The following is a 20976-nucleotide window of genomic DNA, read 5'->3' on the forward strand; positions in this document are numbered from 1 at the left end:
AGGCCACCGTACGGCGCGTGCCCCTCGGCCCGGCCGAGTCACTGTGCGACCGACTCGGCCGGCGAGGTCCCGCTCCAGGGCCCCTGCGGGGACGGGTCGAACGCACCCGGACCCTCAGCCCTCCTCGCGCGTGAACAGCCCCGGATACTCGAGGACCAGGCCCTCCTCGTCGACCGTGACGTATCGGTGGAAGTCCGAGTCGCGGGACTCGTAGAGGTACTCGTGCTCCCCGGTGCGGGTGTAGCGCTGCGGATCCGTCGTGACGTCGAGCTCCGGAACCCTCACGTAGGCCGTGACGATGTCCGCGCTCTCGCCGATCGCGAGGCCGAGGCGTCGGATCGGCAACGTGTTGCTCAGCGGGGACACCGAGATGTCGACCTCGCGTGCGGCGTCGAGGTCGGGTCGCGCTTCGCCGTCGACCTGCCATCCCGCCTCGGTGCGACGCACCACGAGCTCCCGCCCGTCCGCGCGCGCTCGAGGTCGGTGAACGCCCAGTCCGCAGTGGCGCGCAGTGAGTAGGAGCAGACACCCGGGCCCGTCTCGATCTCGCTCTCGATCGCCACACCGCGAGGCCCGTCCGTGATCCGGCATCGCTCGCGCGAAGCCTCCTCCACGCCGATCCACACGATCTCGGTCATCGGTCTGCCTGCCTCCTCGATGTCGGTCTCCCGAGCGAGAGTGGCATCGAGAGGATGCAGGATCAACCGTCGTCGCCGGCGAGGATCGGCCCGAGCGGCGCCCCGGAGCGTGCTGGACGACGGCTTCCTCACCCCACCCGCATCACGGTCGCACCTGGGCCGATCTCCCACTCCATGCCCTCCCATCTCACCCGTGCGGAACAGTTCGCGGGGATCCGCACCTCGAGCTCGCCTACCTCCCGGTCGCAGCGCACGTGGACGTCGCCGCGGATCGTGGGGACCGTGCCCTCCATCCAGCGCAGCGGCCCGGGCCGCGGCGCGATCTCCAGGTGGGCCGCGCCGGGCGCCACCACCTGCACCCCGAGCACCCATCGGGCGATGGCGTTGACCGGGGCGGTGCCCCAGGCATGGGACCAGGTCATGTTCGGCTTGAGGGAGGGGTCCCAGGCCTCGGGGACGATCGTGGCGGCGAGGTCGTCGATCAGGTGCAGCCAGCTGCGCTGGCCGCTTGCGGTCATCAGGGCGTGCGCCTCCTCGGCCCGGCCCAGGGTGAACAGGGCGTCCAGCAGGAACTGCGCCCCGTACACGCTCATCCGCATCCCGCCTGCGGCGAGTGCCTCCCCAGCTCCCGGTGCCAGCGGGCCGGGGCGAGGCCGAGGGCGGCGGGGATAGCGCTCGAGTGCCGCGCGGCGTGGTCGGTGTCGAGCCCGTCGCGGTAGGTGCCGTCCTCCCGCACCAGATGGTTCTCGATCCCCTCGCGGGTCAGGGCGGCGAGCGACGCATGATGCTCGGCCTCGCGGGCGCGTCCCAGCACGGTGCAGATGCGGGCGAGGGCGTCGTGGGCGGCGGCCTGGAAGGCGTTCAGCACCGTGTTCGCCGGGGTGATCTCGACGTCGTCGCGACAGCTGACGGGCCAGTCCACGAGCACGGCGTCCCAGCTGCTCGCAGGCAGTACCTCCCGGTGCACCAGGCCGTCGGCGCGGAGGTCACGGTCGTAGGTGGCGCGGCGCCAGAGGTCCAGATCGGAACGCAGCAGGGCGTCGTCGCCGGTGGCGAGGTACTCCTCCCAGGCGAGCAAAGACGGGCATGAGATGGTACTCGGCGGGCCAGGTGGGGCGCCGGACGAGATAGCGGGTGGTGGTGCGAGCCAGCGCGAAGCGCGCGCTCACAGGCGAGCTGGGAGCGCTGGTTGACGTAGGCGTCGCCCTCGTAGGGGCCGCGCTCCCGGGCCGGGGTGTTGAGGTAGAGGTCGATAGTGGTGGCCTCGATGGAGTAGCGGCACAGCTCGTGCACCCGGTCGAGGTCCGCATCGGAGGAGGAGAAGCGGCCTGTGTGGGCGGTCCCGCTGGTCAGCGTCACCGGCGTGACCTGCGGGTCCTCCAGTCGACCGGAAAGCACGCGCAGATCCGCGTGGCGGAAGGCGCGGTAGCCCCAGTGCTCGACCTCCTGCTCCCCCTCGCGCGGCGTCCAGGTCTCCTCGTACACGTTCCCCGTCGGCATCGTGGAGATCACGGCGCCGTCGGCGTCGCGCCGCTCGCCCAGGTGCACGGCGAGCCGGATCCCTTCCTCGGCGCGGCGGCCGCGCCTCGAGGCCGCCGACGATCTCCCGGTCAAGGTCCAGTCGCCACGCCCCGGGGCCGACGGGCTCGAGGATGACGACGGGACCGTCGACGGGCCGCAGGGAGACGGCGGCCGGGACGGGCGCGGCGGGCAGTGCGGGGGCGGCCGTGGCCGGCGCCCACTCGGAGTCATCGAAGCCGGCATCCGTCCATCCGACGGGCTCTTCGCGGAGGTCCCAGTCCTCGGCGGGGGCGTGGTACCAGGCGCCGCCGATGTTCCGGCCGCCGGGCAGCAGGCGGTCGCCGGGGCGGGCGTGCCAGGTGTCGGGGCCGCTGAGGTGCTCGATCCGCGTGCCGTCCTCGAGGAGCACGAGCAGGCGGGCGGCGACCTGCCTGCCCTCCTGCGCCCAGGCCAGCACCGCCAGGGCGTTCGTGCCCGGGGTCAGGCGGTCGGTGACGCGGTAGGTGTGCAGGGCGGGTTGGTGGTCGGCGGCGCGCACGCCGCCGTACCCGGTCGCAGCACCGTTGACCCAGAGCTTCGCGACGTGCTGACGTCCGCCGCGCGGTCCGCCCGCCCCGCCGGGCCCGCCCTCCGGGGAGAGGCCGACGAGCTCGATCACGGCCTCCCGGACCGGCACGGCGGGGAGGTCGATCTCAGTGCGCAGCAGCGCCCAGTCCGATACGCCGTCGGCCCAGATCGGGGCGGCCGGCCAGGTGCCCGGAGCGGTGAGGAAGGGGACGGGATCCGACCAGTCGCTCTCCAGGGAGGTCGTGACGCGCACCCGCCACCAGTACGGGGTCGAGGCTCGCAACGGCAGGCCCTCGTGGAGCACGCTGGTGGAGTCCGCGGTCCGGTCCGTGCCCGAGTCCCAGAGGATCTGCGTGCAGGCGGGGTCCTCCGCGATCTGGATCCGGTGGTCGCGGCCGCCTTCCATCGCCCAGCATCGGCACGATCCACGAGAAGCGCACCGCGTCCCCGCGCACGCCCACGGCCTGCTCCTGGAGGTCCAGCAGCGGCCCGGTCGGTCGCAGAGACGTCTCGGTCACCGGCCGCGCTCCCCTCGCCATGAAACGACTCAGGAAGGCTAGCAGTCGGCGTCGTCGGGCGGGGCGCGGTGCTAGGTTCGCCCGCATGGACCAGGCGAGGGCGCAGGGCGAGTTCGTGATCGGCATCGACGGAGGGGGCACCCACACCCGGGTGGCACGCGTCGGCCTCGACGGGACGCCACTCTCGATCGCCCGTGGAGGCGGCGCGAGCCCCATGCACAACGATGACGCCGAGGAGAACGTCCGCGGCACCCTCACCCGCGCGCTGGCGGACGCCGGCCTCGATGCCTCCGGGGCCGTGGCCCTGGTGGCGGGGATGGCGGGCTTCGACCGGACCACCTCCCCGATGGGCCTCCGACACAACGCCGCCGTGGAGCGCTCCGTCGAGCTCGAGGGCCTGACCTGCCCGAGGACCGTCGTCAACGACGCGGTGATCGCGCACCGCGGCGCCCTGTCGGGCCGGGCGGGCGTGGTCGTGGTCGCCGGGACCGGTTCGATGATCCTCGCGATCGACGAGCAGGGCACGGATCTCGAGAGCGGGCAGTTCGGGCACTACGCGGGTGCCGCCCGTCACCTCGCATGTGACGCGGTCCAGCGGATCCTCCTCGGCGAGAGCAAGCGTCGCGGACCCTCTGCACACGGACGTCCTTGCGCATTTCGGCACCGCGGACGTCGACGAGCCGCGGAACGCTGTGCTGGAGCTGTCCGTGGCTCACCACAATGACGGGAAACGGAGCTACGGCGCTCTCGCACCGCAGGTCACCGCCTTGGCCGAGCAGTCGCCGCTAGCGGACACCGCCTTGCGCCACCTGGCCGACCTCACTGCCCGGGGTGTGCGGTCGCTCGCCTCGTCCGTTGCCACGGTTCCGGTGCCCGTGGCGTGCACGGGATCACTGGCGAGCGACCCGAGCTTCCGCGCCGGCTCGCGCAGGCGCTCGACGGCGGGGAGCCGCGTCGCACGGAGCTGGTGACCCCGCGGCTCGACCCGCTGGGCGGGGCGGTGCCGCTCGCCCTGGAGCGTGCCGGCGTCCCCGCGGACGCCGCCGTTCTCGCCGCCCTAGATGTAGTTGGTCATGACGTTGTCGACGGTGGCGTGGAGGCGAGAGGCCGGGGGCTGATCGCCGCAGGCGGTGTGGGGCCGATGGTAGTTGTAGTGGTGCGACCAGACGCCGTGACGGTTCCGCCGCTCCTGTTCGGAGGTGAACACCTCGGCGTAGAGGAACTCGTCGGCGGTGATCCGCTGGAACCGCTCGACCTTCCCGTTGTGGCGGGGCGTGTAGATCCGGGTGCGCTGGTGCCGGCCGACGAACGCGCAGGTAGAGCGGCGGAACGCCTTGGCGGTGTAGTTCTTTCCGTTGTCCGTGACCAGACGGGAGATCCGCGTGATCCCGTGCTCGGCGAAGAACGCCCTGGCCCGGTGGAAGAAGGCGATGGTCGTCGCAGCGGTCTCGTCCTCGAGCGCCTCGGTGTAGGCCAGACGGGAGTACCCGTCGATGATCGAGTGGAGGTAGGTGTAACCGACCTTCTGTCGGTGGGACCGCTTGCTCGCCAGCGCCTTCTCGCTGCCCTGTCCGTGGACCCGCCAGCCGCCACCGTCGGGGATCTTCCCGACCTTCTTCACGTCCATGTGGACCATGTGTCCGGGATAGCGAGCGAGGATCTTCCCTGGTCGACGCAGGTTCTCACCATCTGGGGTGATGTCTCGGATCCGGTTCAGACCGAGCCGGTCCAGCCACCGCGTCACCGTCCGAACACTGCACTGGGCGTAGTGGCCGTCGGCGAGCTCGCGGGCGATCCGGCGGGCAGACCACTTCTCCCTGCGCCGCCAGTGCTCGATCAGCTCGATCACTTCCACGCTCAGGCGCGACGGGCGGTTCACCGGGGCGCTGGAGCAGTCCTCGAGCCCTGCCGCACCGGCGGCTCGGTAGCGTCCGACCCATTTCGAGAGCGTCGCGCGGGCGATGTGGAACTCCGCAGCGACGTGCGCGATCGGCCGGCCACGCTCGATCACCTGGGTGACGGCTCGTCGCCTTCCGAGCACGGTCAGCGGGGCATTACGGTGGGTCATGGAACGGGTCTCTTCCTGCGAGATGGTCGCTTAGACACCACCCATCGTGCCGGTCAGGGACCCGTTCCTTCATCCCTACCCCGCTGACTACAACGTCATGACCCGCAACACCTAGATGTAGTAACTACGATGCCCCCCAGACCGCAATGGCCCCGCCAACGCACTCCCCTACGGCTTCCGGGCCCACCGACGATAGGCGCAGATTGCGTGACCCGGACCCGGAGGCAAATCTCAAGATCGCTACCCACAGGGCGCCGACTTTAGAGCATAAAACTACTTCCAGGCGAAATCCACATCAGTTACGAACGCACCCTAATTGACTCTCCCATGCCCTTGGGCAGAATCCCATTAGACCATGAGCTCGAGCACTATCGTGGACCTTCACGGCCTGCTGACACATCGACACCCACCAAAAGTTCCACTAAGCATCCAACTCGACGAATCACGCCCGTGCCGACGCGGGGAATATTGTCTGCACAATCTCGCAAGCTTCGCATACGAACAACCGCAAGTGATGCTAGGTAGCACGTGCAGGCTCAAGTCAGCGTCGCCATAAAGCGACCCTTACAAATTCTCCAATTGCCTCTTGGTCGCCCCAACCCGCGACCTTCATGCTCGGCCCCCACAATTCAAGGCTTTCGACAATCGCCCTATCCACCATGCAAGCATCAACGGTGGTCGCCACATCACCGACGGAACGGCTCACCTCACCCAAGAAGTAGCGCGCGTCGTCAATCAACGAGCGGCCTTGATTTCTCTCGGGAATCTTCTCCTGAGAGGCAGTGAGACGTGCGCACGAAGCTGGCGGCACACCGTCGAGGACGGCAAGGAAGCCCCGGGGAGTCAGTGACCTCTTGGGCATCGCGGTTGCCGCCGCTAGGGAATTCTGGACACACCACCAGGGATGAATTCCGGGGCTCCATCCACGAACCCTTTCCGGACGAGCACTCTCCATGCTTAGCCTGTCAATATTGGCGCGCAACGGCGCGTCAATACTAGTTTGAGAACGCAGGATTTGCACTCCGATGTCGACAATACAATGCGCTATACGCAATGTATCGACCTCTTGATCCGAAGAGTAGATTTTCGTTACTAGGTACGGACCTAAAGTACGAAAGAGCATCTCGGACAATCCGACGAGAACGTAAGAACGCTCTACATCAGACCACAACTCTGAGTCCACCACGGCAAAGTCTGGGACAAGCCCGGATCCGAAAGCCATCTTCTGGGATTGGCCCCGGATGTGAGCGAGAGTTGCCCTTGGAGCTACTTGTGCGGCGGACCCTGGGAGGGTGGGTACCGCCACGAGAGTTAACCCGGCTTTGCCTCGCTTCCGCTCGCGAACCATAGGCAAACGCCCCGAACTGGATTGCCATATCGCGGGGTCTAGTAGCCATGGCTGCTCCAACGAAGCGACGGCAGTCTTAGCCGAGTCCAGAACAGAGCCTCCGCCAATCGCAGTACACGTTTTCGCCTGCGTAGACCGCAGTGCTCGCACGATATCAAGCGCCCAATCCAGGGTGCCTCTACCGGCCTCCGGTAGAACGATCAAAGACCCGCGAGATGAACGTCGCGCCACTAGGCGACGAAGATCTCCCCGCATTGCACTTTCAGCCACATACTCATCCGTAACAACTACAGCATCATCCCTCGACATTGCGTCATTTAGAGCCGATGAAACTGCACCTGGGGAATCAAGTTCAGTTATCACCTGTGGGAGCATTCTAATGTGCACCCCTTAGGACGCTCGGTACAGAAAAGTGCAACTAGCGTTGTCCTCTTTGAGCCCGATTCTTCGAAACTCGCACAGCTTCGTAGATTAACACGGCGGCCAATAGTCCAGCGCTTACTCCGGAGACGCCGACTCCCTCGGTAATAAATGCGTGCAATGACGCCACCATCGCGACACCGGCGACCACTCCTAGGAGAATTATTCTGGACATCTGAGGGATCACCTTCTGTTCCGTATAAAAGTCCGCCTCGCGGATTCATCCGATCCTGAGAGTTCGGGTGAGGCCGGAGGTGATCAAGTCTGACCGCCACATCCCACGCAGGCCGCGTCCATCGATGAGCGACAAGAGTCTAGAGCGGCCCAGCCGCACTGAACCCCAATACAAAGGACAACTGTAGCCGCACTACCCACGACGGTGGGAATACATCCGAGACATATTCCCGCGTCCCTTGCGCGGCTTACCGTTAATTCCCAGTTGCAGACGTCCTGAAGACGCTTTCGCGACGTATCCCCCGGGGCGCCGGCACAACCACTACATGGGTCACTATCCAAGGTGGAAATGTCTTCTGCATCAACACTGTGTGGAATTGTTCCATTGACGCTGTGGGCGACCGAGGTGAGTCGATCCTGGGATACGTTAAGGCGGCGAACAATAGAACTAACCCCATTGAGCGGTTTGTCCATTCTGCGAGATACCACCATTGTCTTTGCTCTGATGGTTGTACACCGCGATCGACGACTCAATTGTCCCATCCGAGTACTCTGTTCGAGATGCTTGCACTTCCGACACGTCGCCATCCGGGGCTTTGGTTCCAGTAGTTTCGGTCGCAATCGTGAAAGCTTCACTCGGAATTGCTCCCAATGTCTTTGCGCCCTTGGCGGCAGTTCCCAGCGAAGCGCTCGAAACCACATTCGAGACATCTGCGCTATCGAAGTGGATTTTTAGCTCCTCGAACGTGTCCGCCTCTGAAAGCTTGTTTGTGCGCTTTACGGCAACATTGCGTCCTTGTGCTTCAGGAGAAGCTACGGCGGGCCTGGAAATGCCGGCCACGATCGCCATCCCGGCCAGAACCGCGGCTGGCGCGCAAGAAAATCTTCCTACTAAACGAGTCCTTCGCGTTGAAAAGACGTGGGGGAATATCCGCTTGTGGCCTCTTCTTTTCGAGTTGCTCACCCCCGAGCGCACTCAGCACCGCCAGTGATCGCTTGACACCAAGCGCCGCTGCGAGCTGGGGACCCATTTGCCAACCAACATAAGCGCGCCCCTTGGAACCGTTAACCCGAACGAGTGTGGGGGTCCATGGGGCGTCGTCACCGAGCGTCTTCCGTCTCCACGAATCCATCAGTGGGGACGTCAGTGGAAGTAGAGTTAGCTGATTCCCTACCAAGCTTTCAATGCGTGCAGCAACTGTTGAACACTGCATACAGCTGGCGTCGTATCCAAGGTAGAGTCGAGTTTTTTCGCTTGTTGGCGTCACTGTTCGGTCACTCCTTGACTGGATTGATCGACGAATTGACGTAAGACTCAGTGACCTTCGGCAACTTGTTGCGGCTGTCTCATGTGCCGTTGAGCCTTCCCTTCGGCGAAAGCCCAATTTGCCACAGCGGCAACCGTCAATCTTGCCGAGATCCATTCGGCGACCAATGCACCTGGTTTGTGATCTGGGTTACGACCGTAACAGCTCGTTATGGGGCGTGCAACAGTGCGGGGCATTGGTCCTCCGCCCCCCAGCAATCGAGGACCCTGCTATGGACACAACTCTGCACCTCTCATCGACCCTCCGCGCCTGGTCCACCCTGCTCGGCGACCACCCCGACATCGACCCAGCGCTTCCCGGCCGCGAGCTCTGGCCGGTCACCGCCGAGGACGGCCGACGGTACGTCCTCAAGCGGCTCGGACCCTGGCGCAACCTGCCGGTCGCCGACCAGGCACGGGTGCTCGCCCACCTCACCCGCACCGCCGTGCGCGTCGCGGAGTTCCTGGTCACCGAGGAGGCGTCGATGTTCGCCGGGGCACCCGAAGACAGTTTCGTGCTGATGCCGCACCTTCCGCACGACGACATCGCCGCGGCGCAGGCCCTGCCGGTCGAGGAGCTGGTCGGCCGCTCCGTCGCCGCGCCGCACCAGTCCCTCGCCGCGCATCCCTGGGACGCGCACTCGTACCGCGAGCGCATAGCCGAGGGCCTCGCGGACCTCCACGTCCCCGAGGACGTCCGGGACGGGTTCGATGCCCGGCGCGACGAGGTCCTCGCCCGGATCGCTCCAGCGCCGCTCCAGCTGGTCCACGGCGACCTCACGCCCGACAACGTCCTGGTGTCACGGGCCGACGGGACGGTCTCGTTCATCGACCTCGACCACCTGCCGCTGGCACCACGGGTCTTCGACCTCGCGAAGTACCTCAGCAGGCGTCTGCGCCGCCTGCCCCTGCCCGCGGCCGCGCGCAACGTGGAGCGGTTCGTGGCCGGTTATCACCGCGCCTCGCCGCTCGCCGCAGAGGAGATCGGGGCCCTGCTGGCGATGATCCTCGCGATGAACCTGCTCGAGGCCTCGTGGACCGCACGCATCCTCTCCGGGCGGCTCGAGCGCCGGCTCCTTCCCGAGCAGCGGGCCGAGCTCGGGCCGATCCTCGCCTCCCTGCGTCGGCGGCTGCACGACGACGGGTTCCTCGTCGAGGCCGTCGCGGCCGGCGTCAAAGGCCGAGCCTCGGACTGACCGTCGGACGATCGGCGTCGCCACCGAGGCACAGAGGCCCGGTCATCCGACCAGCGATGCGAGGTATCCACCATCGGGCGCGAGCAGTCCGGTGAGCGACCGGACGGGCCGCCACTCCTCGACCGGCTCTCCCCCGCCGTCATTGCCGAGCCAGATGTCGAGATCGCGGAGCTGATCGAGCACCGCGGCGCCGTGGATCAGCGCCCGGCCATGCGTCGGGTCCATCTCCTGAGCGGCGAGCTCGGCTGCGATGTCGCCGGCGTCCGAATCGACGAACTGTCCGTCCTCGGTCACGCGCGCCTCGCAGACCAGTCGGCACAGGTCGATCTCGACCGGGCCGAGCAGGGCGTACTCGAAGTCCAGCGGCGCGACGACCTCGCCGTCCCAGAGGGCGTTCATCAGGGCCAGGTCGCCGTGGTCGACGACCTGCGGCACCTCGGGCGCGAGCCGGAAGTATTCGTCGAGAAGCGCGTGGAGCCGCGAGCGCTGGGCGGAGGAGAGCCCGATCGCGCGCTCGGCACGCCTGCCCGCCGCCGTCGACTCGTCATGGGTCGCCGGGATGAACCCGCCGTGCGTTTCGACATGGGAGCTGAGAGACGCGGTCGCCTCGTGCACCGCACGCGCGCGAGACCACAGCTGAGTGACCGCCCGTCGCTGCTCGGCGGGAGCGAGCGTCGGCCATGCCTCCCCGAGATTCCGGCCGCGGACCTCCCTGGTCACGATCCAGCCGTGCCGCTGGGAGACGCCTTCCCCGAGGATCGTCGGATGGCCAACCTCGGGCGGCGGCGCGCGCACCAGCGCCGCTTCGCGCGCCATGCCGACGGGGGTCCGTGCGATGCGCACGGCGATGCCGTCACCGACCCACGTCGCGTTCGAGTACCCGTTCGCTCTGCGCATCCGCGTGAGATCGGCGCCGTGGCGCGACGCCGCCTGAGCGACCAGGCTCTGCACGAGGGCGACCTCGGACGGGTCACGCTGCTCATCGAGCGGGTGGACATCTGGACTCAGCTCCTGCGCCATGCGGCCATCGTTCCACGGCCGCTCCGATCTCGGAGGCGGCTCGTCTCGGGCCAACGCGTCGTCAGACCCAGGTCGGACCGCGAGGCGCCGGCACCATCCCGCAGGGCGATCCGCCACGGTCCTCCCCGTTCCTACGCTGGCGACCGCGCTCCAGGGATCTGGGCGCTCGTCGACCACCAGGAGGGCCCCGTGACCGCCACCTACGCACCCACCGTCCATCACGGCACCGGCAAGGGCACCGCGAGCCTCTTGCTCGGGATCTGCTCGCTGCTGGCGGGCTGGACGCTCGTCGCCCCTGCCCTCGGGCTGATCCTCGGGGTCATGTCCCGCGGGAACGAGCCGTTCGCCCGCGGTCGCGCGGGATGGGGGATCCTCCTGAACCTCTTGGCGATGCTGGGCTGGATCCTCGCCGGCGGGTCGCTTCTCGCCACCAGCGCCGGGTGGATCGCGTCGGAGGTGGACCTCAGCGGGCTGTTCGGCGGCTGAGCCGAAACGCTGACAGTACAGGATCTGCTGTACTGTCGGGTCATGCTGGATACCGTGACGCTCGGCCACACCGCCGCCCTCGCGCGCCTCGGCCACGCCTTGTCCGACGACACCCGGACACGCGTGCTCCTGGCGCGCGCGAGGCGCCCGCCCTCCCTCCGAACTCGCCGACGCCCTCGGCGTCTCCCGCCAGAAGCTCTCGAACCACCTCGCCTGCCTGCGAGGTCGCGGACTCGTCACCGCCGAGAGGGTGGGGCGCACCGCCAGGTATCGCCTGAGCGACCCGGCTGCTGGGCGAGGCTCTCGGCGACCTCATGCGCCTGACCCTCGTGGTCGACCCGGAGTCTCGCACCGGGGAGGAGTGCCGATGCATCTGACGCCCGCCCTCGCTCCGGACCGCCGACAAGTCCTCCAGCGCCGCATCCGCGTGATCGTCGGCGCGACGATCACCTACAACGTGATCGAGGCGGTCATCGCCCTGGCGACCGGCCGAGCCGCGTCCTCCGCGGCACTGATCGGCTTCGGCCTCGACTCGCTCGTCGAGGTGCTCTCCGCCGCGGCCGTCGCCTGGCAGTTCGCGGGCCCCGATCCGCACCGTCGCGAGCGTGTCGCGCTGAAGGTCATCGCCCTCTCGTTCTTCGGCCTCGCCGCCGTCGTCACCGTCGATGCGCCGCGCTCGCTGCTGGGCGGGGAGGCGGCCGACCACTCCCTGGTGGGCATCGCCCTGGCCGCGGTGAGCGTGGCGATCATGCCGGCGTTCTCCTGGTTCGAGCGACGCACGGGGCTCGAGCTCGGCTCGGCCAGCGCCGTGGCCGACTCGAAGCAGACCCTGATCTGCTGCTATCTCTCCGCGGCGGTCTTGCTGGGCCTGCTGGCGAACAGCCTGTTGGGCTGGGCCTGGGCCGATTCGGTCGCCGCTCTTGTCATCGCCGCCTTCGCGGTGAGGGAGGGGCTCGAGGCGTGGCGCGGCGAGGCCTGCGCACAGCCCGTCTCCGCCCTGGTGGGCGACCGCAACGGCGGGAGCGACTGCCGCTGATCTCCGCCGGGTCGCCGAACACCCCCGAAGACTTGAGGGCCACGCGCCCTCGCACACCGCCGACGGCCGGGACCCTCACTGATCCGGCACGGACTGCAGTCTGCTCCTCCGCCGTCGGTCTGCGCGTCGCGGTGGCGGGGCTGAGCACCGCCGCGAGGAGCGCGACCGCGAGGGGGACGACGAGCGCGCCGCGCGCCCGATCTCCTCGCCGAGGAATCCGAGCGTCGGCGGGCCGACGAGGAAGGCGAGATAGCCGATCACCGAGGCGAGGGCGACGCGCGCGGCGGAGTCCGGGCCGGAGTCCCCGGCGGCGGAGAGCGCGAGGGGGAAGCCGAGGGAGGCGCCGAGGCCCCAGAGCACGACGGCGACGACGGCCACGGCCTGGCTGTCCACGTAGGCGATGAGCGCGAGGCCGATCGCGGCGAACAGGGCGCTGACCAGCAAGACGCGGGAGCGGCCGACGCGCTCCACGATCGGCCCGCCGGAGAAGCGGCCGATCGTCATCGAGGCCGCGAACAGCGCGAACACGAGCGAGCCCATGGTCGCACCGAAGCCGTGCCCGTCGACCATGATCAGCGGCGACCAGTCGTTGGCGGTGCCCTCGGCGAGCGCCATCGCGAGCACGACCCCACCGATGCACACCAGCCGCAGGTCCTTCCAGATCGCGGGCCGCGGCGTCGCCGCCTGCGCGGCGCGCTCGTCGGCGGTGACCTTCCCGGTCCCGACGGGGATCGCGCGCATCGCCCAGAGCAGCGACCCCGCGCCGACGGCGGCGGTCGCCACCAGATGCGGCACCACCGGGAAGCCCGCGCCGTTGGCGAGGATGCCGAGCACCGCGCCGATCACGGTGCCGAGGCTAAAGCGACCGTGCAGGGAGGGGAGGAAGGAGCGCCCGCCGAGCCTCTCGACGTCGGCGCCCTCGACGTTCATGGCGACCTCGCCCCCGCCCATCCCGCCGCCGAACAGCGCGAGGCCGAAGGCGGTGAGGAGCGGCTGTCCCGTCGAGGCGCCGAGCGCGATCGTGGGCAGTGCGACGACCACGAGCGTCGAGCCCGCGAGCACCACGGGCCGGGTGCCGAGCCGCATCACGAGCGGACCGGAGGAGAGGATCCCCAGCATCGACCCGATCGAGAGGCCGAAGAGCACCAGCCCCATCTGCGCGGTGGAGGCGTCCAGCAGGTCCCGCACCGCGGGCGTGCGGGTGACCCAGGCGGACATGCTCAGCCCCGGCAAACAGGAACAGGGCATACAGCGCGAAGCGGCGTCGGCGCAGGGAGATCGTGGGCGAGGAGGTCACCCGGACGAGCGTACGCAGGGGGCGACCGCAGGTCATGGGCTGTCCGTCGCATCGCCCCTGGTGGACTGTCGGCCCCTGCGCCTACGCTCTCCCCGAGCGCCCAGCACCGAGCCGGCGCCGACGCCGAGGAGGACGTCCGCCATGCCCGCAGCACTGCATCCCTGCCTCAACGTCGACGGCAACGCCCGCGAGGCGTCCGAGTTCTACGGCGAGGCCCTCGGCGCCACACCCCAGTTCGCCACCTTCGGCGAGTTCCACGCGGTCCCCGAGGGCGACCCCGCCTTCGACAAGATCATGCACGGTTCTCTCGAGGTCACCGACCTGATCCGCCTGTACGTCTCCGACGTGGTCGAGGGGATGGGCGAGTACACCCGCGGCACCAACGTCGCCCTCTCCCTGATGGGGGATGACGAGGCAGTCTGCGCGGCGCCTACGAGAAGCTGTCGGTCGGCGGCGAGATCACGATGCCGCTCGAGAAGCAGATGTGGGGCGATGTCTACGGCGCCTTCACCGACCGCTTCGGCGTCGTGTGGCAGGTCAACATCTCCGGCAGCGAGGGCTGAGTGGTCTCCGACGACCTCCGCGGCCTGCTCGAGGCCGAACGCACCCGCACCCGCGAGCGGATCGAGGCGCTCCGGCGCGACTACGCCGCGATCCTCGACGGGATGGCGCTGACCTCGACCGACGATGAGCACGACCCCGAGGGGCAGACCACCGCCGTGGACCGCTCCCGCACCGAGGCTCTGCTGGCCGGTGCCGAGCGGCACCTCGTCGATCTCGACGCCGCCGAGCGGCGGCTCGAGGACGGCGACTACGGCATCTGCGAGGTGTGCGGGCGGCCGATCCCGCGCGCCCGCCTCGAGGTCCGGCCGACGGCGAGGACCTGCGTGGACCACGCCGCCTGACCGTAGGCTTCCCGTCATGACCGCTGCGACCGCCTCCTCGCCCGACGGCACGATCGTCGTCGTCGGCTCCGTGAACGTCGACCTCCTCGCGCAGGTGCGGCGCCATCCCCGGCCCGGGGAGACGGCGCACGGCACGGGCGGGCAGATGTTGCCCGGCGGCAAGGGAGCGAACCAGGCCGTCGCCGCCGCGCGCCTCGGCGCACGGGTCGCGATGGTGGGTGCCGTCGGCTCCGACGTCCAGGCGGAGGCGGCGGTGTCCGCGCGCGCGAGGCCGGCGTCGACCTCGGCCATGTCGCGGAGATCGAGGGGCCGACGGGACTGGCGATCGTGACGGTCGCGGAGGACGGCGAGAACTCGATCGTCGTCATCGCGGGAGCGAACGACGCCATGGACGCCGCCCGCGTCCGGGCCGCGGCCGAGGTCATCTCCGCAGCGCGCATCGTCGTGTGCCAGGGGGAGATCCCGCGGGACGGCATCGAGGCGCTGCCCGCGCTGGTCACGGGCCGGTTCCTCCACAACCCCGCTCCGGTGATGGAGCTGGATCCGGCAGTCTTTGCGCGCCTCGGACCCGCTGGTCGTGAACCAGCACGAGGCCGGGCTCGTCCTCGCCCAGCTCGCCCCCGGCCAGGAGGCACCCGAGGATCCCGAGGCCGTCGTCGCCGCCCTGCGCGCGGCGGGGATCCCCTCGGCCGTTCTCACCCTCGGCGCGGACGGTTCGCTGGTCGCCGACCAGGCCGGCGTGCGCCGCATCCCGCCCGCCCCGGTCGAGGCCGTGGACACCACCGGCTCCGGCGACGCCTTCATCGGCGCGCTCGCCCTCGGACTCGCGCGCGGCGACGATCTCGCCACCGCCGCCCGCCTCGCCTCCCGCGTCGGCGCCTTCGCGGCGACCGGCGAGGGCGCCCAGCCGAGCTATCCCACCGCGGCCGACGCGCTTCCGCCGCTGCACGAGGCCTGAGGCGACGCCCTCACGGCGGACGCCACGGAGCCGGAGCGGACGCGGGAGTATCCTGCGGCGGGGCGTGAGCCCGCGAGGTCGCGCCCCTGCGCCGAGCGGACCCGCCCGGCGGACCCCACCACGAAGGATCGCCCCCATGACTACTCCCCGCGTCACCGTCCAGCAGGCCTGGGATGCCCTCGCCGAGGGGAACGAGAGGTTCATGGCCGGGGAGCCGCGCCACCCGCAGCAGAACGCGGCCCGTCGCTCCGAGCTGACCGGGGCGCAGGCGCCGAACGCGGCGTTCCTGGGTCGCTCCGACTCGCGCGTCGCAGCGGAGATCCTCTTCGACTGCGGCTTGGGCGACCTCTTCGTGGTGCGCAACATCGGCCAGATCGCGAACGAGAACACGGTCGCGACCATGGAGTTCGCGGTCGCGGAGCTCGGCGTCGCCGTCATCGTGGTGCTCGCCCACGGCTCCTGCGGCGCGGTGAAGGCCGCGATCGATCAGACCACCGCGAACCCCAGCGAGGTCACCCCCGCGATCCGCAAGGAGCTCGAGGAGATCCGCCCGGCCGTGCAGCAGGAGTGGTTCGCGACCCAGCAGGTCAGCCCCTACGTCGAGCCGACGCTGATCGACGTGGACGCCGTGGGCCGTCGCCACCTCGACGAGACCGTCAACGCTCTCATGCGCCAGTCCACCGTCATCTCCGACGCGGTCGCCGAGGGGCGGCTCGGGATCATCGAGTCGCCAGTACCAGCTCGAGGAGGGCCGGGTCTCCCCGATCTCCTGGGTCGGGCGGCTCGACATCGCCCGCTGACCGGCACCGCTTCTGACCGGCACCGCCAGCTGAGCAGAGCGTTCAGCCGCCGAGTCGCGCCTCGAGGTCGTCGGTGGTGACGTTCGCGCCCGAGGCCGGCTCGACCACGTCCGCGGCGAGCACCCGCAGGGCGGCATCGCCCTCGGGATGCGCCTCGATCCGCACGAACGCCCTGCGCACCCCGGGCCGCTCGCGGTAGGTCCGGGAGACGGTCTCCAGCACGGTGAGCAGGGACTGCTCGACGCCGGCCCGGTCCTCGCCCGCCAGCACGAGCACCCCGCCGATCGTGGTGCCGGCGCTGGCGGAGTCCTGGAACTGCACGAGGCCGCCGCGGTGCTCGGGCGGCGCCTCGACGGCGGTGCGCAGTGCGTCCTGCACGGCGCCTGCGTCGCTGCGCCCGCCGAGCCCGCAGGCGGCGAGCAGGCTTCCCACGATCCCCACGAGCACCCCTCTTCGGCCGACGCCTCTCATCGGCCCATCATCCCCCACCGTCACCGCGCGACGCCTCAGTTCTCGCGGTGCACGCCCGAGCGGTAGTGCTGGACGTTCCCGGGGTCGCCGGTGAGGAAGGGCGCGAGACTCGGGTCCTGGCTGTACTGGGAGAGCGTCGAGTTCGGGTCCTGCGGCTGGGTCTGGACGGAGTTCTGGTACTCGGCGCCGCTGTGGTTGGTGCCGAAGTCGAAGGGGTGGGCCCCGGGGCTGTCGAGGGTGAGGTTCGTGGCCCCGTCGCTTCCGCCGCCGCCCGGGCCCAGGGCGAGTCCGCCGAGGTCGATCCTGGGCACCGCGTCCCCGCCGTGCTGGAGGTTCAGCTGGTTCACGGAGGAGGGGACCGAGTAGTTGTCCACCGGCGAGCCGTAGGTCATGACGTTGGTGAGGTTGTACTGCGCGGCGAAGTCCTCGTTCGCGGCGAGGCTCGAGGCGACCATGCCGCCCTGCGAGTGACCATTGAGCATCAGCGGGGTGCCGGGCGGGATGTCGTTGTCCGCATAGAGTCGCGCGATCGCGTCGGCCGTCGCCTGGGAGCCGGCGGACCAGCCGCCCGAGCCGGCCTGTTCGGCGTTCCCGGTGAGGTCCATCGGATTGTCCCCGGCGCCCGGCCCCCACTTCTCGGTGCCGGGGATGTTCACGATCACGCCGGTGGGAGGGTTGCCGACGACGGACATCGAGACCTCCCCGGTCTCCTTGTCGCCGTAGGTGGTGTTGGTGTTCGCGATGATCTGGGAGAGGTCGCTCGGGGGCACGAGGCCGGACTCCTCACCGGTGACGGGGACCGGCGCGTCCGCGTAGCCGGTGCCGTCGTCGGCGAGCTTCAGGTCGATCCCGGTGAGAGCCTCGATGCCATCACCCGTGCCGCGGATGAGCCCGGTCGCGCCGTCGACCAGCAGTTCCGTGACCCGCGGCCATTCGAAATCCCGCACGGCGTCGATCGCGGTGCTGACCAGGTCCTTCCCGTCCTGGACGCGATCGCCGAGCCAGTCCAGGCCCTCGCCGATCCGGTCGCCGACCCAGTCCGCACCGTCGGAGACCCGGTCGCCGAGCCAGTCCATCCCGTCGCCGATCGCGTCGACGGCGTCGCCGGCGGTGTCCCCCAGCCAGTCCATCATGTCGCCGAACCAGCCGCCGTCGCCGTCCTCGGAGGCGCGGTCCTGCTCCTCGACGTCTTGCTGCAGGTCGCGGGAGCGGTCCTCGAGCCCGGGCATCACGAGCGACTCGCCCTCGCGACGGGTGCTCCCCCACTGCTCGCGGAAGGCGTCGGCGTCGGGGCCGACCCAGGCGACCGACCGGACAGTCGCCGTCGAGCTCGCCGAGCAGTCCCTCGAGGCGCCGCGCCGCCCGGGCGAGCGCCTCGGACTGTCCCGTGACCTGCTCGGTGTCCATGCCCTGGAAGCTCATCAGGCGGCCCTCCCCGCGGCGTGGGCGGTGACATGGTCGATCGCGCCGATCACCTTCGCGCACAGCGCGTCCGCGAGGGAGCCGGGTGCGCCTCGCGCACCTCGCCGCCGTCCTCGCCGGGGACCAGCAGGGCGAGTCGCTCGCCGTCTCGCCCGAGCGCGTACCAGGAGCCGCCGCCGACGGTGGTCTCCTCCGGGGTCGGCGAGGAGACCACGACCATCTGCACCTGCGCGATCGACGGGGCGTCGGCGAGGTGCTCCGGGGCCGGGGCGGGCTCCGCGTCGGTGAAGGCGGGGCGCGCGGGACCAGGGCCCGCACGAGCGCGCCGAGGTGCTCGATGGTCGCCAGGCCCAGCGGCACGGCGTTCGAGCGTCGGCCGAGCCGCATCGTCGTCTCGTCGGCGCTGACCTCGTGCTCCTGGTCGATCACCAGCACGAACCGTCCGGCGATCCGCGGCGTGGTGGTCCAGCCGCGGTCCCCGTCGACGCAGACGAGCTCGGCGCCGACCGGCGAGCGCAACCCGCGCGCAGCGGCTCCTCCCAGTGCTGGTCGAGGACGAGCGCATCCTCGTCGTCCGGGGAGTCGACGAGGAGCCCGGCGAGCTCGAGCTCGACGACCTGCTCCTCGGTGAGCTCAGGCGCGGGCTCCTCCCCGAGCGCGAGCGCACGCACCCGGTCGAAGGCCCCCTCGGTGATCCGCACCAGCCGCGAGGGTCCGGGCGGCGCGGTCACCCGCGGCCCCGCCCCTGGCGTCCTCGCCTGCTCCGACCCGTCCCGATTCCCCATGACCGTCCCCTCGTCCGTCGTCGCACCACTCCTCCGCGCACGCTAGGCGCGGCCGACGGGGGTGGGAATGGGGAGGACTCCCCATGGACAGGCGACGGGCAGTCGTCGTCAGCCCTCCGCCAGCACCGCCCGACGCCACCCGCGTGCGGAGCTGATGACCGCGATCTCCTCCGCCCGTCGCAGATCCTCCACCGTCAGCTCCCGCTCCACGAGCTCCCCGCCCTCGAGCGCGAGGCGCCGCCCCACCCCCTCGAGGCGGCCGTCCTCGAGCGGCGGGGTGCACCAGGTGCCGTCCAGGCGCAGGGCGAGGCTCGCGATGGTGGTCTCGACCAGCCGGCCGTGAGCCCCGCGGAGGATGACGTCATCGGCCTCCGGGTGCCGTTCACGCGCCGCCTCGAGATGATCGCGCACCGTGGTCTTGTGGACGCTGAGCCCTGTGGGGAAGACCGTCGGCACCGTGTCGACCGCGAGCCGCACCGGCTCCGGCGCGGGAGTGAGCGGGCGGGGCTCGACGGAGACGCTCCCGTCGCGCCGCGCCGCGGCCGCACCAGCTGCTCGCCCTCGAGCGCGGCGACCTGGCCGAGCGCGGCCTGCGGCGCCTCCTCGTCGATCCCGATCCCGAAGCACTCGGCCGAGCCGCGCAGTCGCTCGAGATGGGGCTCGAGGTGCCGCGCACGGCCGTCCCTCACGGCGAAGGTCTCCAGCGGCCGCGAAGGGCTCGCGCCGCCCCGTCGGCGACGACGGCGGCCTTGACCAGCGACTCGTCGTACTCCCCGTCGGCCGTGGATCCCCAGGTCACACCGCCGCCCGCGCCGTAGACGGCGAGACCGCCGGCCTCGTGGTCGATGACGACGGTGCGGATCGCGACGGAGAGGCTCGCCCGCGGGGGCCCCCCTCGCGGCCCGGGGAGATGACGCCGATCGCGCCGCAGTACACGCCGCGCGGGGCGTCCTCGAGGCGGGTGATCAGCTCCATCGTGGAGAGCTTCGGGGCGCCGGTGATCGAGCCGCAGGGGAACATCGCGCCGAGCACGCCCGCGAGCCCGGTGCCGGGCAGGGGCCGGGAGCGCAGACGGGAGACGAGCTGGAACAGGGTCGGGTACTCCTCGACGCCGAGCGGCTCGGTGACCTCGACGCCGCCGGGCTCGCTGATCCGGGCCATGTCGTTGCGCAGCAGGTCCACGATCATGACGTTCTCGGCGCGGTCCTTCTCCCCCGTCGCGAGCGTCTCCCGCGCCGCCTGGTCCGTCGCGGGATCGCCGGTGCGCGGGGCGGTGCCCTTCATCGGCGCGGTGCTGATCTCGTTCCCGTCCCAGGTCAGGAAGGTCTCAGGGCTCGCCGAGACGACCGTGTGGCGGCCGATCTCGAGATAGGCGTGGTGGGCACCGCGCTGACGGTGGGCGAGGTCGCCGTAGAGGCCGTAGGGGTCGCCGACGAGGCGCGAGCGGAGCCTGGTGGTGAGGTTCGTCTGGTAGGTGTCGCCCTCGGCGATCGCCGCCCGCACGGCCGCGATCGCCTCGGCGTGCTCGGCCCGAGTCCAGTCCGGTCGCCAGGCCTCGAGGGCGTACCCGCCCGCGGGGGTGAGCGGGGCGGGGTCGGGGTGCGGGGCCTCCGCGATCCCCGCCCACACCAGCGGCAGTCCGTCCTGCCCGGCATGGACCTGTGCGTCGGGGTCGAGCCCGGCGACGGCCTCGTAGGCGATCATCACCACTGCCCAGGCTCCGTCGGCGACGGCCTGCTCGATCTCGGCGAGCGCGAGCCGCACCTCCCCGGCCGCTCCGCCCGGATCTCCCGCGCGAAGCGGCCGAACTGCGGCGTCGTGCCCGCGACGAGGTCGTCGAGCCGGGCACGCGGCGCGGGAGCGGAAGCGGAGGTCATCCCCGCATTCTGCCCGATCCGGGACTCGTCGTCGTGGTGGTCCGAGGAGGCGGTGCCGATACGATCCGGTCATGGATCCCGCCACCCCCCGCACCGCCTTTGTCGACGCGACCGCCGGGATCGCCGGCGACATCTTCGCTGGCCGCGCTCGTCGACGCCGGCG

24 protein-coding genes and 1 pseudogene are annotated in these 20976 nt (G+C 70.2%); 10 read left to right on the plus strand and 15 right to left on the minus strand.

Going from position 1 to position 20976, the window contains the following annotated elements:
- Positions 1–114: 114 nt before the first annotated feature.
- The 4 genes from WKH84_RS13375 to WKH84_RS13390 all read right to left on the minus strand — a co-directional run bounded on the left by WKH84_RS13375 (position 115) and on the right by WKH84_RS13390 (position 3132).
- Positions 115–447, minus strand: coding sequence for a putative glycolipid-binding domain-containing protein (locus WKH84_RS13375; protein ID WP_341854006.1), 333 nt, complete (start codon positions 445–447; stop codon positions 115–117).
- A 319-nt stretch (positions 448–766) separates the two neighbouring features.
- Positions 767–1231, minus strand: a complete 465-nt coding sequence (locus tag WKH84_RS13380) for an alpha-L-rhamnosidase C-terminal domain-containing protein (protein ID WP_341854007.1) — start codon at positions 1229–1231, stop codon at positions 767–769.
- Positions 1228–1716: a hypothetical protein gene (locus WKH84_RS13385; RefSeq protein ID WP_341854008.1), complete on the minus strand. Its 489-nt coding sequence runs from the start codon at positions 1714–1716 to the stop codon at positions 1228–1230. The genes WKH84_RS13380 and WKH84_RS13385 overlap by 4 nt, the downstream gene beginning before the upstream one ends.
- 87 nt (positions 1717–1803) lie before the next feature.
- The gene (locus WKH84_RS13390) at positions 1804–3132 is read right to left on the minus strand and encodes a hypothetical protein (RefSeq protein WP_341854009.1); all 1329 of its coding nucleotides are present in this window, start codon (positions 3130–3132) and stop codon (positions 1804–1806) included.
- 197 nt (positions 3133–3329) lie between these two features.
- Here WKH84_RS13390 and WKH84_RS13395 point away from each other — a divergent pair, with 197 nt between their 5' ends.
- A complete protein-coding gene (locus WKH84_RS13395) occupies positions 3330–3968 on the plus strand; it encodes a BadF/BadG/BcrA/BcrD ATPase family protein (protein WP_341854010.1) in 639 nt (212 codons plus the stop codon).
- Between the two features lie 333 nt (positions 3969–4301).
- Here WKH84_RS13395 and WKH84_RS13400 read toward each other — a convergent pair whose 3' ends face one another.
- The 3 genes from WKH84_RS13400 to WKH84_RS13410 all read right to left on the minus strand — a co-directional run bounded on the left by WKH84_RS13400 (position 4302) and on the right by WKH84_RS13410 (position 8104).
- The gene (locus WKH84_RS13400; RefSeq protein WP_341854011.1) at positions 4302–5312 is read right to left on the minus strand and encodes an IS481 family transposase; all 1011 of its coding nucleotides are present in this window, start codon (positions 5310–5312) and stop codon (positions 4302–4304) included.
- Positions 5313–5853: 541 nt separating this feature from the next.
- Entirely contained in the window at positions 5854–7035 is a 1182-nt protein-coding gene (locus WKH84_RS13405) for an iron-containing alcohol dehydrogenase (protein WP_341854012.1), read from the minus strand.
- Positions 7036–7702: 667 nt separating this feature from the next.
- Positions 7703–8104: a hypothetical protein gene (locus WKH84_RS13410; RefSeq protein ID WP_341854013.1), complete on the minus strand. Its 402-nt coding sequence runs from the start codon at positions 8102–8104 to the stop codon at positions 7703–7705.
- A 689-nt stretch (positions 8105–8793) separates the two neighbouring features.
- On the opposite strand from WKH84_RS13410, the gene WKH84_RS13415 reads away from it, so the two are divergent.
- Complete coding sequence (locus tag WKH84_RS13415; protein ID WP_341854014.1) at positions 8794–9756, plus strand: phosphotransferase; 963 nt, start codon at positions 8794–8796, stop codon at positions 9754–9756.
- Between the two features lie 42 nt (positions 9757–9798).
- Here the strand turns inward: WKH84_RS13415 and WKH84_RS13420 are convergent, their stop codons facing one another.
- On the minus strand, positions 9799–10776 hold the full coding sequence (locus WKH84_RS13420; RefSeq protein WP_341854015.1) for a phosphotransferase: 978 nt from the start codon (positions 10774–10776) through the stop codon (positions 9799–9801).
- Between the two features lie 189 nt (positions 10777–10965).
- On the opposite strand from WKH84_RS13420, the gene WKH84_RS13425 reads away from it, so the two are divergent.
- From WKH84_RS13425 to WKH84_RS13435, 3 genes and pseudogenes are all read left to right on the plus strand, one after another.
- Positions 10966–11262 carry a hypothetical protein gene (locus WKH84_RS13425; protein WP_341854016.1) on the plus strand — a complete coding sequence of 99 codons (297 nt, stop codon included), beginning with the start codon at positions 10966–10968 and terminating at the stop codon, positions 11260–11262.
- 42 nt (positions 11263–11304) lie between these two features.
- Positions 11305–11639: pseudogene (locus WKH84_RS13430) on the plus strand (metalloregulator ArsR/SmtB family transcription factor).
- Entirely contained in the window at positions 11630–12298 is a 669-nt protein-coding gene (locus WKH84_RS13435) for a cation transporter (protein WP_341854017.1), read from the plus strand. Before WKH84_RS13430 ends, WKH84_RS13435 begins: the two are co-directional and overlap by 10 nt.
- 75 nt (positions 12299–12373) lie before the next feature.
- Here WKH84_RS13435 and WKH84_RS13440 read toward each other — a convergent pair whose 3' ends face one another.
- Complete coding sequence (locus WKH84_RS13440) at positions 12374–13516, minus strand: MFS transporter (RefSeq protein WP_341854018.1); 1143 nt, start codon at positions 13514–13516, stop codon at positions 12374–12376.
- Between the two features lie 543 nt (positions 13517–14059).
- On the opposite strand from WKH84_RS13440, the gene WKH84_RS13445 reads away from it, so the two are divergent.
- The 5 genes from WKH84_RS13445 to WKH84_RS13465 all read left to right on the plus strand — a co-directional run bounded on the left by WKH84_RS13445 (position 14060) and on the right by WKH84_RS13465 (position 16338).
- Positions 14060–14158, plus strand: a complete 99-nt coding sequence (locus WKH84_RS13445; RefSeq protein ID WP_341854019.1) for a hypothetical protein — start codon at positions 14060–14062, stop codon at positions 14156–14158.
- A gap of 102 nt (positions 14159–14260) precedes the next feature.
- A complete protein-coding gene (locus tag WKH84_RS13450) occupies positions 14261–14500 on the plus strand; it encodes a TraR/DksA C4-type zinc finger protein (protein WP_341856895.1) in 240 nt (79 codons plus the stop codon).
- Between the two features lie 16 nt (positions 14501–14516).
- Positions 14517–14831 carry a PfkB family carbohydrate kinase gene (locus WKH84_RS13455; protein ID WP_341854020.1) on the plus strand — a complete coding sequence of 105 codons (315 nt, stop codon included), beginning with the start codon at positions 14517–14519 and terminating at the stop codon, positions 14829–14831.
- 222 nt (positions 14832–15053) lie between these two features.
- Positions 15054–15458 (plus strand): PfkB family carbohydrate kinase, encoded by a 405-nt coding sequence (locus tag WKH84_RS13460; protein WP_341854021.1) that lies wholly within the window; start codon positions 15054–15056, stop codon positions 15456–15458.
- Between the two features lie 136 nt (positions 15459–15594).
- Positions 15595–16338: a carbonic anhydrase gene (locus WKH84_RS13465; protein ID WP_341854022.1), complete on the plus strand. Its 744-nt coding sequence runs from the start codon at positions 15595–15597 to the stop codon at positions 16336–16338.
- Here the strand turns inward: WKH84_RS13465 and WKH84_RS13470 are convergent.
- From WKH84_RS13470 to WKH84_RS13495, 6 genes are all read right to left on the minus strand, one after another.
- Positions 16301–16699 carry a hypothetical protein gene (locus WKH84_RS13470; protein WP_341854023.1) on the minus strand — a complete coding sequence of 133 codons (399 nt, stop codon included), beginning with the start codon at positions 16697–16699 and terminating at the stop codon, positions 16301–16303. The genes WKH84_RS13465 and WKH84_RS13470 overlap by 38 nt on opposite strands.
- 65 nt (positions 16700–16764) lie before the next feature.
- A complete protein-coding gene (locus WKH84_RS13475) occupies positions 16765–17958 on the minus strand; it encodes a hypothetical protein (protein WP_341854024.1) in 1194 nt (397 codons plus the stop codon).
- A 242-nt stretch (positions 17959–18200) separates the two neighbouring features.
- Positions 18201–18377 carry a hypothetical protein gene (locus WKH84_RS13480; RefSeq protein ID WP_341854025.1) on the minus strand — a complete coding sequence of 59 codons (177 nt, stop codon included), beginning with the start codon at positions 18375–18377 and terminating at the stop codon, positions 18201–18203.
- Positions 18378–18576: 199 nt separating this feature from the next.
- Entirely contained in the window at positions 18577–18852 is a 276-nt protein-coding gene (locus WKH84_RS13485; RefSeq protein WP_341854026.1) for a hypothetical protein, read from the minus strand.
- Between the two features lie 192 nt (positions 18853–19044).
- Positions 19045–19563: an aminotransferase class IV gene (locus WKH84_RS13490; protein WP_341854027.1), complete on the minus strand. Its 519-nt coding sequence runs from the start codon at positions 19561–19563 to the stop codon at positions 19045–19047.
- Positions 19564–19731: 168 nt separating this feature from the next.
- Positions 19732–20886 (minus strand): chorismate-binding protein, encoded by a 1155-nt coding sequence (locus WKH84_RS13495; protein ID WP_341854028.1) that lies wholly within the window; start codon positions 20884–20886, stop codon positions 19732–19734.
- Positions 20887–20976: the final 90 nt, after the last annotated feature.

This window comes from Brachybacterium sp. GPGPB12, assembly GCF_038396325.1.
Classification (GTDB): Bacteria; Actinomycetota; Actinomycetes; order Actinomycetales; family Dermabacteraceae; genus Brachybacterium; species Brachybacterium conglomeratum.

Coding starts and splice junctions, on each gene's coding strand:
- WKH84_RS13455 (WP_341854020.1), top strand. CDS start 14,517: ATGACCGCTGCGACCGCCTCCTCGCCCGACGGCACGATCGTCGTCGTC.
- WKH84_RS13405 (WP_341854012.1), bottom strand. CDS start 7,035: ATGCTCCCACAGGTGATAACTGAACTTGATTCCCCAGGTGCAGTTTCA.
- WKH84_RS13495 (WP_341854028.1), bottom strand. CDS start 20,886: ATGACCGGATCGTATCGGCACCGCCTCCTCGGACCACCACGACGACGA.
- WKH84_RS13465 (WP_341854022.1), top strand. CDS start 15,595: ATGACTACTCCCCGCGTCACCGTCCAGCAGGCCTGGGATGCCCTCGCC.
- WKH84_RS13400 (WP_341854011.1), bottom strand. CDS start 5,312: ATGACCCACCGTAATGCCCCGCTGACCGTGCTCGGAAGGCGACGAGCC.
- WKH84_RS13435 (WP_341854017.1), top strand. CDS start 11,630: ATGCATCTGACGCCCGCCCTCGCTCCGGACCGCCGACAAGTCCTCCAG.
- WKH84_RS13415 (WP_341854014.1), top strand. CDS start 8,794: ATGGACACAACTCTGCACCTCTCATCGACCCTCCGCGCCTGGTCCACC.
- WKH84_RS13450 (WP_341856895.1), top strand. CDS start 14,261: ATGGCGCTGACCTCGACCGACGATGAGCACGACCCCGAGGGGCAGACC.
- WKH84_RS13445 (WP_341854019.1), top strand. CDS start 14,060: ATGCCGCTCGAGAAGCAGATGTGGGGCGATGTCTACGGCGCCTTCACC.
- WKH84_RS13410 (WP_341854013.1), bottom strand. CDS start 8,104: ATGGCGATCGTGGCCGGCATTTCCAGGCCCGCCGTAGCTTCTCCTGAA.
- WKH84_RS13420 (WP_341854015.1), bottom strand. CDS start 10,776: ATGGCGCAGGAGCTGAGTCCAGATGTCCACCCGCTCGATGAGCAGCGT.
- WKH84_RS13380 (WP_341854007.1), bottom strand. CDS start 1,231: ATGAGCGTGTACGGGGCGCAGTTCCTGCTGGACGCCCTGTTCACCCTG.
- WKH84_RS13390 (WP_341854009.1), bottom strand. CDS start 3,132: ATGGAAGGCGGCCGCGACCACCGGATCCAGATCGCGGAGGACCCCGCC.
- WKH84_RS13395 (WP_341854010.1), top strand. CDS start 3,330: ATGGACCAGGCGAGGGCGCAGGGCGAGTTCGTGATCGGCATCGACGGA.
- WKH84_RS13440 (WP_341854018.1), bottom strand. CDS start 13,516: ATGTCCGCCTGGGTCACCCGCACGCCCGCGGTGCGGGACCTGCTGGAC.
- WKH84_RS13475 (WP_341854024.1), bottom strand. CDS start 17,958: ATGCCCGGGCTCGAGGACCGCTCCCGCGACCTGCAGCAAGACGTCGAG.